A 12,427-nucleotide genomic window follows, 5' to 3' on the forward strand; every position below is an offset into this window, starting at 1 on the left:
CTTCGCTTACGCTGTGCTTATCTTAACGGGGAATTTTCCTTAAGTATTTCTGCTTAGTTCTCAACTGGGATGCTCCCGTGGGATTAATCAGTTTATCTAGTTGCGTAGTTAGCTGCTCTACTACCGAGTTAAAGTTGGTCAAACGCTCGCTTAATTTCTTTCGCAGATTCCCGTGAGGATTATTACTAAATCCTACCTCCATATTGATTGTTAAATCTTGATTAAGTTCTCTCAATTTGTCGGCTAAAGTAATCAGTTTCGCTCTTTCTTCAGGTGTGGCATCGGAACGGGCGCTACTTTTTTGAGAAACCAGCCTAATCTCTGACAAGATTTTTTGCATTTCTGGGATCTTCAGCAAACTAGCATCCATCAAATAATAGGTATCTAGATCTGGGTCTAATATTAGATTGGAAGTATCGCCGACGTGAGCGCTCAATTTATTAATATCTGCTGCTAATTTTTTATATACAACATCGTAGGTTTCTATACTCCACTGGCTGCGGCGAAGTTTAAAATTTTGCCAGTTTTGATATAAATTATTAAATTTGTCGCTGCTAACTAAAGTTTTTCCTAGTCGGCGGTCTGTATTTGCCAGAGATTGAAAGTTTGCCTCTATCTTAGCTTCTAAATTTCTCCTGGCATCGAGATTGGTTAAATTGCGATTTAAAGCCTGATAATTTAACAGTTGAAGCTTCGGTATGTATTCCCTCAACTGTCGCAGCGGGCGCAGATATTCATTACCGTAGATTTCTTTTTGGGCAAAATCAACCCTGCTGTTAATTTCGGAAATCAACAGGTACATCACCAAGGTTAACGGTATTGCAAATAGAAAACCAATTAAGGTAAATTTTTGAGGATAGCTCAGCCGATTCATTAAATGGATTCCCAAGGATTTTCTGTTCATAATCGATAGATTTCAACAATATTGTACTAAAAAACTAGCGATCGCTACTAAAGTAGTTTAGGGGACGATCGCTCGCTCTAGAAAACCACAAGGCTAATATAATTAATCAGCGATAGCTGATTTAATTTCTAATGCGTTTTTGTCCTGTTGCAACTAATTTTGAGGCATCCCTGTGATATCCTTGGCTCAGCTCGCCTCCCACAGTCTAAAACACGTTTAGCAGTTTTGGAACGCCGAATAGTAATTTGTACTGAGGTTCGGGGGCAAGATTAGAGGCTTTTAAGAATATTTACTTAAGCATAAATTTTTCTTAATACCCTGAGACAAAAAGTAAAAATTAAGTAATAACTGGGTAGTGCAAGTTTCCTGAAACACAAGTGCCCGCAGCGAGTAGAAATACTTGGGCCGCACCAGCAACCAGCAGTCAAGTCGGTTCTGCACAAAGGAACCAATAGCACCAGCAATAGTGTCTAAATAAGTATCTGCAGTTGAGTGTTCAGGAGCGATCGCGCATTGTGTAAAGTGAGGCAGAGGGCGTATGATGAAAAGAATCTCCAAAAATAAATTTCAAAAGAATAAAAACCGAGACCAAAAGCAGCCCAATCCTGTAATCTTGGCTTTGGTGCTGACAGGAATTCTGGTATGGGAAATGTATCCGGCGCTAAGACACACCGCTGCGGCTAATGCGGGCGCTCTCAAATCTTCCCTTGCCCAGTTGGAAAGGCAACAGCAGCAAACCGCGCAGCAATTTTCCTCAGCCGCGGTGTCCCAAAAAATCAGCTATTCGGTATTGGCACTTAATACTCTAATTTCCGAACCGGGCAATTTGGCCGAGACGACGCGCCAAAATCCCCCGAACAAATTGCCCGCAACCGTAGCAGCAGCAGTTCGCCAAAACTTGTCGCGCCAAACTGGCATTGCTGCTGACAAGTTGAAAGTAACTGAATCGAGCGGACAAAGTTGGCCGAATACTTGTTTAGGACTCTCGAAAGCGGATGAAATTTGCGGTCAAATGATTGTTGAAGGTTGGCGGGTTGTGGTTTCTGATGGTAGGCAAACTTGGGTTTACCGTACTAATGCTAGGGGAAATATCTTGCGTTTGGAAAAAAAGTTAGCTAGGTAAATGTACCCATGTGAAATGAAATATAAGTTTCCTTTTGGAACAGGCAAGATGCCTGTTCCACAAAGAGTGAATTTTCTTGTGGAAAGTTTCTGGTGGGCTTCTGGGAACAGGCAAGATGCCTGTTCCACAAAGAGTGAATTTTCTTGTGAAAAGTTTCTGGTGAGCTTCTGGGAACAGGCAAGATGCCTGTTCCACAAAGAGTGAGTTTTTTGTGGGTGGTTTCTTGTGGGGTGAGCTTCTGGAAACAGGCAAAATGCCTGTTCCACAAAGAGTGAGTTTTTTTGTGGGTGGTTTCTTGTGGGGTGGGCTTCTAGCCCGCCCCTTGCTTTAATTTGGGAGTTGGTTTCTTTCGATGATGCCGCCACCCAACAGCACATCGCCGTCATACCAAACAGCCGCTTGTCCGGGGGTAATGCTCAACTGCGGTTCGTCAAAAATCAACTTAACTCTTGTACCGCCGACTTTTTCCTCTGCTTGGGATGGTTCCACAGGAATAATTGTAGCGGGGACGGGGTGCGATCGATATCGAATCTGTACCTGAGCCCGAATCGGAGCCATCGGCGCAGCCACAGAAACCCAATTCACTTTCTGGACTGTACATTCAGATTCTACTGCCAACTGTCGATCGCCCACAATTACCCGATTGCCAGCAGCATCAAGTTCAATCACGTACAGCGGTTCCGGTGCAGCAATCCCGAGTCCCTTCCGTTGGCCGATGGTGTAGTGGTGCACGCCGTCATGTTGTCCGAGCACCCGCCCTGACTTGTCCACAATATCACCCTTTTGCGGCGCAATGTACTTATCCAGAAAAGCCCGCATCGAACCGTTACTTTCCACCAAGCACAAATCCTGACTTTCCGGCTTATCAGCAGTTGTCAATCCAAATTCCGCCGCAATTCTGCGAGTTTCTGTCTTGGTAATTTCCCCCAAAGGAAACTCCGTACCCGCCAACAAATCCTGTGTTAAATCATACAGGAAATAAGACTGATCTTTCGCAGGGTCGATCGCCCGCAGCAACTGATAGCGACCTGTAGCAGCATCGTAAGCAATCCGAGCGTAGTGCCCTGTAGCGATTTTTTCAATTCCGAGTTCTTCGCGAGCATACTTGAGCATCGGCCCGAACTTCACAGTTTTATTGCACTGCGAACAAGGCAGAGGTGTAACTCCTGCACTGTAACCCTCCACCAAATAATCGACAATACTTGCCTGAAAGACCTCGCGGCTGTCAACAATGTGGTGGGGCACGCCCAAATCTTCGCAAATTTTAGCTGCATCGACCATTCCCTCAGAGCAGCACTGACCTTTGCCCTTCATCAACCACAGCGTTAAACCCACCACTTCATATCCCTGATGGTGTAAAATTGCGGCTGCTGCGGAACTATCGACCCCGCCGGAGAGGCCTACAACAATCTTGTTCATGGTTGGAGAGAAATTGCTATTTTACTGTTACTTTGTTCGATCGAGCTAATTTATTATACCACAAGTATACTACAACTTGCCACTGCTGCTGTTAGCTGAAATTTTAGCACTAATATGACTATTCAAAAATTTGTTGTCACCGCCGACCAAATGCGGCAAATAGAAACGAGAATTTTTGCTGCTGGAATGCCAGTCGCAGCTTTAATGGAAAAAGTCGCGGGACTGATTGCTAGACGCATTCAGGAGCTTTTGAAAGCGGAAGGAAGTTCGGCAACCGATTATGAAACGGATTTAACGGATAGAAGAAAGAGGGGAGAATGGAAAAAGATTGACAATTCTCAATTGCCAGTTATCGGCGTATTGGTTGGGCCGGGACACAACGGCGGCGATGCTTTGGTTGTTGCCCGCGAATTGCACTTTCAAGGGTTCCAAGTAGTTATTTACTGCCCGTTTTCTAAACTCAAAGAACTCACTAAAAATCACGCTGATTATGCGCGTTCTTTAAATATTCCATTTGTTGATAAAGTTGAACTGCTGAAAAACTGCGATTTGCTCGTAGATGGTTTATTTGGCTTTGGATTAGAACGAGAAATTACTAATCAGACAGCCGCCGCGATTGACGAAATAAATAATTTAAATATCCCCATTTTAAGTATAGACATTGCATCGGGAATTCATACAGATACCGGAGAAGTTTTGGGGACGGCTATCCGGGCTAAACATACATTATGTTTGGGTTTGTGGAAAATGGCATTTCTGCAAGACAGAGCATTAGAATATATCGGCAGTTCCGAATTAATTGATTTTGATATTCCCGCAGCAGATATTGCAGCAATATTGGGCGAAACGCCAGCAATACAACGCATTACAACAGCCTCGGCAACTCAGCATTTGCCGTTACCCCGATCGCCAATTTCGCACAAATACACCAACGGTCACTTACTAATTATTGCAGGTTCCCGCCGCTACAGCGGAGCCGCAATTTTGGCAGCATTGGGAGCAAGAGCAAGCGGCATCGGAATGCTGTCAATTGCTGTTCCTGAGTCGATTAAACCGATTTTGAGCAGTCAGTTGCCAGAGGCATTAGTTATAGGATGTCCCGAAACCCAAAGCGGTGCAATTAGCGAGTTACCAGTAGCAATTGATTTGAGTTCTTATGATGCGATCGCGGCAGGGCCAGGTCTGACATTGGAAGCCGCAATAGCTGTAGAATCTGTACTGGAGAGCGATCGACCTCTGGTTTTAGATGCTGATGGTTTAAATATCCTCGCTCAACTCGGCACAGTCCCGATTTTGTCCGAACGCTCAGCACTGACAATTATCACGCCTCACCCGGGCGAATTCAAGCGTTTATTTCCCGAATTAGCCGATCAAACGGGCGAGGATCGAATTGCCGCAACTCAAGCTGCAGCTCAGCTTTGCGGTGCAGCGGTATTGCTCAAAGGAGCGAGAGTTTGCATAAGTTGGAAGGATGAGGGCGATTCCCTACCGGATAGCTACGCTTCACGTACCATCACCTACCTCAATCCCGAAAGCACCCCAGGCCTCGCCAGAGGCGGCAGCGGCGACGTTCTCACAGGCTTGTTAGGGGGACTGTTAGCAAGTGCGATCGCCCGCAAATCCCCCCCCCAATCAGTTGCAGCAACAGCAGCTTGGTGGCACGCTCAAGCCGGAATCATGGCTGCCAAAGAACGGACGGAATTAGGAGTAGATGCCTTTACTTTGACACAGTATTTAATTCCCACATTGCGAGAATTTTCTTAGTAAACAATCAACATGAGTTGATAGAGTGCGTACCCCGCATCTTTGTATTGGGTAGGTGTCCACCGCGCACCTTACCCCTTGGTTTGTATTGACAACTAAAGTCATCATAAAAATATTACAACTTGCATTCCTTACGACAAACCAACGGGTAACTCAAACCAGTGACACTCACATGAGTGACACTCGAAAAAGTGACTGTGCATCCACAAATTCCACCAGTTATACCTGAAATATCACAGACCAAAACTTAAATATTGAGAGGAACCACATTATGTACACCGAAGAAAGAAGCTTGAACAATGAAACTATGGCTCTTGTCGCCGATACTATTGCTCAATCAACTCTGGCATTTGCTGAAACCGCTGCAATAAACAAACCCACTTTACAAATCGGTTCAACAGGTCAAGCTGTCAAGGAACTACAACAGCTTCTTTATCATTGGGCATATTATTTCGGGCCGATGGACGGTATTTTCGGCGTCCAAGTTCAAAACGCCGTCAAAGGCTATCAACACCGCGTCTTTTTACAAGAAGATGGGATTGTCGGCCCTCTCACTTGGGAAGCACTATACTCTGGTGCACCTGTGAATATGCCGATCGTCATGAAGGGCAGTTCTGGTAATGCTGTTAAAATTGTTCAGAATGTCTTGAAAATCAATGGATACTATTTCGGCTTTATTGACGGATTATTCGGGCCGATGACAGATGTAGCAGTGCGACAATTGCAAATTAGCATGGCTTTACCGCAAGATGGAATTGTCGGCTACAGAACTTGGCACGCCCTCAGCAAGTTACCGCACTAATGACTGGTTGGATTAATATCTATTTCGGTTGTACGAGCGAAATGATTGTTGACTGTTGACTGTTGACGGGCGGGTCGAAAAACTGAATGGTTGAGTGTTGACTGTTGACTCGATTTTATTATTTTGATACAACCAGAAACGATATCACTTTGAGTGATGGCAAAAAATCGGTAGCTCAATTAGGGATTTAGGCTTTGCCTAAGTCCCTAATTCTCGTTAAGGGGAAGACAGCGCGCGGGAAGGGCGATTCCCTGCGGGATAGCTTCGCTTCACGCAAATTCTGTTACCGTTCCCGGCGATGAAAAATATTCTCGACTTTTGCGTGTTTATTTGTTAGTATATCGTAGGAAATTGGGAGTCACTATCCGGTTTATTTCCCTTCTGATTTAGTTTTAAATAGTTGCACTCAGAAAATTACTAGGCCGATACTTACCTAACAAGACTTACGCATGGGGGGCTTATTCCCGGTTTCTACGAAAAATTCCAGATTGAGTAAGGAGAAATCTAGGAATCAACCGGGTTTTTAAGCCAAGCGCACGCAAGTCACGAACTAGCCTTTAATGAACTTTTCTAATTTGTGAGCCATCTTCTCGACAATTCCCTCTGAAGTATATGCGGTCGATGATTCAGCTTCAATACGCTTAACCACATCCTCTGAAAGATTCAGCAACTGCACTAATTTTTGATAAGCTGCGGCTTCTTCAGCGTTAATTTTTGGTTCATCGGGAGTGCGAGAACTAGAAGAAATCACTTCATAGCCGAGTTGCAGGACTAATTCCCTTTCATCTTGAGTTTCTAGTTGACCGATCAACTCATCAAGGGGAATATTTTGCATGATGTAATCCCGCAGTTCTTGTTGCATTTGTTGTCCGTCGGTATCTGGGGCAAACAAACGACAAAAGCGATCGAGCATTAAATTAACTTCTTCTGTGGCGAGTTCGCCGTCAGCCCAGGCCATAGAAGCAACAATTCTCAGCAGATTCATCTGGCGGGGCGTAATTGATGGAGGAGGTGGGGTTTGCATAATCAAAGTTGGTAAATGGGAATTGGGAATTGGTAAATGGGAATTGGGAATTGGGAATTGAGCTTGATTCCTTTTGGTCTTTTCTTTCCCCTTTCCCGTTCCCCTTCATTTATGTCACAGTTTCGATAGAGGAACTCCCAGCCATCCAGTAAAGTTTTGTTTCTGAATAGCGGTGGGCTGTTCCACGGGCACGATCAAGTAGCGGCCAGGGCGGGGCGGCGCGAGAGTCACGCGACAAGTCCGCAGTTCGTCTTGATGAAAAACCGTCACCTCTATTGTGTCCCCCGGCTGATAATCTTTAAGCCTCTCACCCGCTTGTTCTGAATTGACCCGAAAACCTTCGATCGCCAGCAACTCGTCCCCAGCGTCAATTCCCGCCAATTGTGCCGGAGAGCCTATTTCGACAAATTTAACCATTTCCCGCGCGTTTTCGGCTCCCAACGTCCAACCGATGCGAGGTGTTTGGTCAATTTCATCTACCCAAATTTGCAGCCCGAAAGGTTCCAGATACTTGTTGTAAGGCAACTCTTCTGTGCCGTCAATATAGCGCGCGAAAAAGTCGCTCAAATCGATGCCGGCGACCGACTCGATCGCACTTTGCAACTCTTCGGGAGTAAAGCCTATTTCTGCGGGCAGCGAATGAGAATTTAACTCTCCGTTTGATGTCAAATGCGCCGACTTGCCGTCTGTTTCCGACTTCAGGTCAAAATCGCCATTTTCAGTCGAATTAGCATTCCCAAACTGCTGCCACATCAAACGCATCACATCGTCGAGCGATCGCTCATTGCCATGTCTAGCTCGAATCAACAAATCGAGCAAAAACGAAACAACTTCCCCTTTCAAATAATAGGAAATCTGCGAATTATCGCTGTTAGCATCCCGGCGATAAAGTTTAATCCAAGCATCCCAGCTCGACTCGCTCGCAGGCTGTACATTCCGCCCCGGAGTCGTCTGCAAGCGAGTGATTTCCTTAGCCAAATTTTGGAAATAACCTTTGACGCCGTAGATACCAGCTCGAAAAGGAATCACCAAATCGTAATAACTGGTAGTGCCTTCAGAGAACCATAAAGAAGGAGTGTAGTTCTCTTGTTCGTAGTCAAATACTTCGAGAGCTTTCGGTCGAATGCGCTTGACATTCCACAGGTGAAAAAACTCGTGAGCTACCAACTGAATAAAGCGTTCATACTTTTCCTTAGCCCGAAAACTAAAACGCGGATAGTTGAGAGTGCAGCTCTCCTTGTGTTCCAAACCACCAAAACCAGAGCCAGACAAATGCAGGAAAAACACATAGCGTTCGTAAGGCAAACCGCCGAACATTTTTGCCTCGACTTCGATAACTTTTTGGATGTCTCGAATCGCCCGATCGGGTTCTAAATTGCCTTTTCCCCAAACAACTAGCTGGTGGGGTTTTCCCATCACTTCAAACTCGTACACTTCGTGATAGCCAATCTCAAAAGGACTGTCTACGAGAGTGTCAAAATCCGCAGCAGCGAAAGTAAGATTTTGGCCAGAAACAGGCGGCAAAGTAGTAACAGTGCGCCATTGGGGCTGAGGCGGCACAACGGTCACGGTGTAGCAGTGGCGCTCAAAACCGGGCAAGAAAAAGCACAAAGCCGCTGGATTGAAATAACCGTGAGTCGAGTCTAAATGATTGGTTCGCACTGTCAGTTCGTTGGCAAAAATGCGGTAGCGAACCGTGATATCTGAAACCGAATTTGTATCGATTTGCCAGTGATTTTTGCTTTTCTTGCGCCAAGGTAAAGCTCGATCGCCCGATAGCGATCGAAAATCTTGCAGGTGGCGGGCGTACTCTCGAACCAAGTAAGAACCGGGAGTCCAGACAGGCATTTTTAAATCCAGAACCGGCTCCAACCAACCTTGCACGCGCAAAGTCACTTCAAACAGGTGGGATTCAGGATTGGGCATTGCCACCGAATATTGAATTGTCGGTGGTGTTAGTTGCCGATTCAGGTTGCCGGCAGCGGACGAGGTATCCTCATAAGTGACATCAATCATTGACTTGCCAAATTCATCAAGTGCTTGAGGTTGATCAAATGGATAGTTTGGCGGTCGGGATCGATTTTGAGCCAGCCTTTACTATCGAGTTTTTCCATAATTTTGCTGGTTTCATCTAGGGTGATATCTGTGACATCCGCTAAGTCTTCATAGGGGATATTGAAGATATCTTTGCCCTCAGCAGTTTTCTGACCGTAGTTTTCTGCCAGCTCAACTAAAGTATTTGCTAGTTTAACCGCTGGCTGGCGGTTTCGGAGTTGAGAGCGGAGATTGGTTTGGCGGAGCCGCCGCACCATCAGTTGCAGCATCCGGTGGTGCAATTGCGGGTCTTTAAACAGGGTTTGGATAAATCGCTGAGCCGTGACGCTGAGCAGCCGCACGGGCGATAGAGCAAGTACGTCATTCGATCGAGGGGATTCGTCAAGAATGGCCATTTCGCCGAAGAATGCACCCCGTCCTAAAATAGCCATTGATACAGCTCGATCGTTTGACAAGCGGCGGACTTTTACCCAGCCAGACACGACAAAGTAAATCGCGTTGCCCCAAGAATCCTCCATCACCACAGCTCGGCCCGGGGGATACTCATGCTTGACGGCATTTGATAGCAGCCCTCCCAAGGTTTCTGGGTTAGCACCCTTAAATAGAGGGAATAGCTCACTGAAAGCTTCTGTCTTCATGCAAACTCGCGGAGGTGGGAAATATGATTAGGCGACACCCAACAGCTAGGGAACGATCGATGTTTGGGAACACAAACAATCCGTTGCTCCTTTAATTGATGATAAGGGTGCAGAGGCCCGGTTCACGTAAAATTGACAGATTCTTTAATCGTAAACGGGTTTACAAGCCTGCCACTGCCTGTTGAACTTTGCCCAACAGAGGTTCTATGTATTCCGGCCAGCCGATCGCGATTGACTGGGTGTGCGCCAGAGTCTCCGGTTCGATCGCATCTGCCGTCCACCTCAGCGGTTGACCTTGCAAATCGCAACAAACTAATCCGGCTGCTTTTGCTAGAGCCAGAGGGCCGGCGGTATCCCACACTTTAACTCTGCCGTTGAGATACAGGTACAAACCGGCTCGACCGAAGATGACTTCCATCACTTTTAAACCAAAGCTGCCCAGCGAGTAAAATTCGGCTCCGGGGATGCTTTGGGCGATCGCCCGGGCGTAGTTTTTCTGGTCTTTGTCTCCGAGAATAATTTTACAATTTTCCGCTGTCGGGGCAGGGGGTTTGCACAGCGCGATCGGCTGTGGCGCTTCGGTTCCCACACTTTGGAACAATCCCCAATCTTTGCCGCCAAAATACATTTGGTCAAAAGCCGGGGCGTAGAGCCAGCCGGCCACCGGTTCCTCCTCAAGCAGCAGCCCCACCATCGAAGCGTAGTGCAGTTTTCCCCGAATAAATTCTTCAGTCCCGTCGAGGGGATCGATGCACCAGAGACGCTGGTAATTAGCCCCGTAAGCTGCTCTGGAGGCGGCATTTTCCTCGGTGATCGTGCCGTCTTCAGGAAACAAAGCGCTAAATGCTGCCGATAGTTGTCCGTCTAAGTAGCGATCGATACTCGTCACGTAGTCGTTGGGCCCTTTCTCGGAAACTTCAAAAGGTTGGGCTGCTAGCTTGTAAGCTTCTTGACCGCACTCGCGTAGGGTGTAGCGAATTTTTTGATCTTGCTCTGGAGAAATATACATGAGGTTAAACATAAATTTTTTAGCTAACTTCAGCATAAAAGCTTAAGTCATTGGAATCGATCGGCGCGTTTCACTGTTTCTGACTCACTCGTACAGGATTTGCGCGCAGGTGCCGAGAAACCGGGTTTCTTAACCATCTGGGCTGTTGCTATACAAGCGCCAGACAAGATTCGTGGAACTCAAAAAAATTTTAGACACTAAGCAGATACTAAGCTGTCCCGTATCTAAATTGGGTAGTGCCCTGAAGGAAAGGGTCAAGATAATAAAACCGAATTCAAAGAAAAGTAGGCATTTGGAGTTTTCAGTTGACAGTTGACAGATGACAGTTGACAGTTGACAGTTGACAGATGAGTGCGACCTCTACCTAGAAGGAAGAGGATTGGAGTAATGAATAGTTTTCTTTTAATTTATCCCGATCAGGGAGAGGCTTTAAACCAATTCTTTCTGGTAAATTAGAATTATAATGATGGACAAAGTGCCAAATAGCAGCAATATGATTTTCCAATTTTTTAGAGAAGGATAAGCTCTTTCTCACTAACCTAGATACTCGTTGTCGAATGGTGCAGTTGAAGCGCTCGATCTAGCTAGTACAACCACTATCTTTGTCTACACTGCGATGACGTTTACGCTTACAATACAGAATCGTAGGCACTCCAATGGTCGGTATAAATTACTGCCGATTGACGGTAAACTGGTGGCATTGAATTCCATAAGGCACTCTTCTGATACCGCGCTACGATCTCCAATGTGTACACCAACAATTTCCCTAGTCTGGGCATCCAATGCAAGCCATACCCACTGCTGATTTCCTTTGTTATCAACAAACGACCATAACTCATCCATCTTTCCGGTCAAGCGCTTTTTTGGCTTGGGACTCACCTCCACTTGCTTCTTTTCAACAACAGCCTGGGCGTTTACTTAGCGCTGCACCGTATCTTCTGATACTTGCAGTACCCGAGCAATCCCAGCCTGAGAAATACGTTCAAGTAGCATCCGTGACATTAACTCCTGTTGTTCTGAGGTAATAGCTTTCCATGCTGGATTAAAAACAAATTGACCGAAAAGCGAGACGCAAGCCCCTGGCTTTAGACACGGGGAAAAGTCGGCAGCGGTTTCAACCGCCTTCTTTTCCTCGTTCAAGTGAGTCACGGTTGTAACATATCTATTTGTATCAATAGCTATTCTAATGCTAAAATAGTTTCATGAAACAACGATACAAATATCGCATATATCCAACTCCTCCGCAAGTTCACAATCTTGCTAAATTGTTTGGCTGTTGCCGTGTTGTGTGGAATGATTCACTAGCATTATGCAATTCATCTGAAAAACTACCGAGTAACGGAGACTTGCAAAAGACTTTCATTACTCAAGCTAAGAAGTCGGAAGAACGGGAATGGCTAGCAGAAGTTTCAAACATCCCTCTTCAGCAATCAATTGCCGATTTAGGGGTAGCTTGGAAGAACTACTTTGATTCATTCAAGGGCAAGCGAAAAGGTCGGAAAGTTAGCCGTCCCAAGTTCAAAAAGCGTAATAGCAGACAGTCGGCACGATTCAGGATAGGAGGTTTCTCGATTAAACACGGGAAAATTTATCTTACTAAAATTGTGCTAATTAGGGCTTGCTGAATAAGTTCGAAAAAATCGCGTAGGCGAAGCCAGCCGCAGGCATCGCACTTGATGGGCAATTCAA

General features: G+C 45.9%; 13 protein-coding genes. 4 read left to right on the top strand and 9 right to left on the bottom strand.

What is annotated here, in order from left to right; translation table 11 throughout:
• Window positions 1–22 precede the first annotated feature (22 nt).
• Complete coding sequence (locus QUA44_RS29350; RefSeq protein ID WP_333257085.1) at window positions 23–904, bottom strand: hypothetical protein; 882 nt, start codon at window positions 902–904, stop codon at window positions 23–25.
• Window positions 905–1,442: 538 nt separating this feature from the next.
• Between QUA44_RS29350 and QUA44_RS29355 the strand changes: the two genes are divergently transcribed.
• Window positions 1,443–2,027, top strand: a complete 585-nt coding sequence (locus QUA44_RS29355; protein WP_333257088.1) for a hypothetical protein — start codon at window positions 1,443–1,445, stop codon at window positions 2,025–2,027.
• A 327-nt stretch (window positions 2,028–2,354) separates the two neighbouring features.
• Here QUA44_RS29355 and mnmA read toward each other — a convergent pair whose 3' ends face one another.
• Entirely contained in the window at window positions 2,355–3,446 is a 1,092-nt protein-coding gene (gene mnmA / locus QUA44_RS29360) for a tRNA 2-thiouridine(34) synthase MnmA (protein WP_333257091.1), read from the bottom strand.
• A 114-nt stretch (window positions 3,447–3,560) separates the two neighbouring features.
• Between mnmA and QUA44_RS29365 the strand changes: the two genes are divergently transcribed.
• The gene (locus QUA44_RS29365) at window positions 3,561–5,210 is read left to right on the top strand and encodes an NAD(P)H-hydrate dehydratase (RefSeq protein WP_333257092.1); all 1,650 of its coding nucleotides are present in this window, start codon (window positions 3,561–3,563) and stop codon (window positions 5,208–5,210) included.
• Between the two features lie 271 nt (window positions 5,211–5,481).
• Complete coding sequence (locus QUA44_RS29370; protein ID WP_333257095.1) at window positions 5,482–6,012, top strand: peptidoglycan-binding protein; 531 nt, start codon at window positions 5,482–5,484, stop codon at window positions 6,010–6,012.
• Window positions 6,013–6,562: 550 nt separating this feature from the next.
• On the opposite strand, the gene QUA44_RS29375 is transcribed toward QUA44_RS29370, so the two are convergent.
• The 7 genes from QUA44_RS29375 to QUA44_RS29395 form a co-directional block, all read right to left on the bottom strand.
• A complete protein-coding gene (locus tag QUA44_RS29375) occupies window positions 6,563–7,036 on the bottom strand; it encodes a TerB family tellurite resistance protein (RefSeq protein WP_333257098.1) in 474 nt (157 codons plus the stop codon).
• 114 nt (window positions 7,037–7,150) lie between these two features.
• The gene (locus tag QUA44_RS29380; protein ID WP_333257101.1) at window positions 7,151–9,052 is read right to left on the bottom strand and encodes a M61 family metallopeptidase; all 1,902 of its coding nucleotides are present in this window, start codon (window positions 9,050–9,052) and stop codon (window positions 7,151–7,153) included.
• A complete protein-coding gene (locus tag QUA44_RS29385; protein ID WP_333257103.1) occupies window positions 9,049–9,729 on the bottom strand; it encodes a Crp/Fnr family transcriptional regulator in 681 nt (226 codons plus the stop codon). Before QUA44_RS29385 ends, QUA44_RS29380 begins: the two co-directional genes overlap by 4 nt.
• A gap of 160 nt (window positions 9,730–9,889) precedes the next feature.
• The gene (locus QUA44_RS29390) at window positions 9,890–10,750 is read right to left on the bottom strand and encodes an inositol monophosphatase family protein (RefSeq protein WP_333257105.1); all 861 of its coding nucleotides are present in this window, start codon (window positions 10,748–10,750) and stop codon (window positions 9,890–9,892) included.
• Window positions 10,751–11,102: 352 nt separating this feature from the next.
• A complete protein-coding gene (locus QUA44_RS30845) occupies window positions 11,103–11,318 on the bottom strand; it encodes an IS1 family transposase (protein ID WP_445243716.1) in 216 nt (71 codons plus the stop codon).
• A 26-nt stretch (window positions 11,319–11,344) separates the two neighbouring features.
• Entirely contained in the window at window positions 11,345–11,581 is a 237-nt protein-coding gene (locus QUA44_RS30850) for an IS1 family transposase (RefSeq protein ID WP_445243715.1), read from the bottom strand.
• 75 nt (window positions 11,582–11,656) lie between these two features.
• Window positions 11,657–11,887 (bottom strand): hypothetical protein, encoded by a 231-nt coding sequence (locus QUA44_RS29395; protein WP_333257108.1) that lies wholly within the window; start codon window positions 11,885–11,887, stop codon window positions 11,657–11,659.
• 53 nt (window positions 11,888–11,940) lie between these two features.
• Between QUA44_RS29395 and QUA44_RS29400 the strand changes: the two genes are divergently transcribed.
• Window positions 11,941–12,363 (top strand): helix-turn-helix domain-containing protein, encoded by a 423-nt coding sequence (locus QUA44_RS29400; protein ID WP_333257111.1) that lies wholly within the window; start codon window positions 11,941–11,943, stop codon window positions 12,361–12,363.
• The last annotated feature ends 64 nt before the right edge of the window (window positions 12,364–12,427 follow it).

This window comes from Microcoleus sp. N9_A2, from assembly GCF_036701775.1.
GTDB lineage: Bacteria > Cyanobacteriota > Cyanobacteriia > Cyanobacteriales > Microcoleaceae > Microcoleus.

Coding starts and splice junctions, on each gene's coding strand:
- QUA44_RS29350 (WP_333257085.1), bottom strand. CDS start 904: ATGAACAGAAAATCCTTGGGAATCCATTTAATGAATCGGCTGAGCTAT.
- QUA44_RS29355 (WP_333257088.1), top strand. CDS start 1,443: ATGATGAAAAGAATCTCCAAAAATAAATTTCAAAAGAATAAAAACCGA.
- mnmA (WP_333257091.1), bottom strand. CDS start 3,446: ATGAACAAGATTGTTGTAGGCCTCTCCGGCGGGGTCGATAGTTCCGCA.
- QUA44_RS29365 (WP_333257092.1), top strand. CDS start 3,561: ATGACTATTCAAAAATTTGTTGTCACCGCCGACCAAATGCGGCAAATA.
- QUA44_RS29370 (WP_333257095.1), top strand. CDS start 5,482: ATGTACACCGAAGAAAGAAGCTTGAACAATGAAACTATGGCTCTTGTC.
- QUA44_RS29375 (WP_333257098.1), bottom strand. CDS start 7,036: ATGCAAACCCCACCTCCTCCATCAATTACGCCCCGCCAGATGAATCTG.
- QUA44_RS29380 (WP_333257101.1), bottom strand. CDS start 9,052: ATGATTGATGTCACTTATGAGGATACCTCGTCCGCTGCCGGCAACCTG.
- QUA44_RS29385 (WP_333257103.1), bottom strand. CDS start 9,729: ATGAAGACAGAAGCTTTCAGTGAGCTATTCCCTCTATTTAAGGGTGCT.
- QUA44_RS29390 (WP_333257105.1), bottom strand. CDS start 10,750: ATGTTTAACCTCATGTATATTTCTCCAGAGCAAGATCAAAAAATTCGC.
- QUA44_RS30850 (WP_445243715.1), bottom strand. CDS start 11,581: ATGGATGAGTTATGGTCGTTTGTTGATAACAAAGGAAATCAGCAGTGG.
- QUA44_RS29400 (WP_333257111.1), top strand. CDS start 11,941: ATGAAACAACGATACAAATATCGCATATATCCAACTCCTCCGCAAGTT.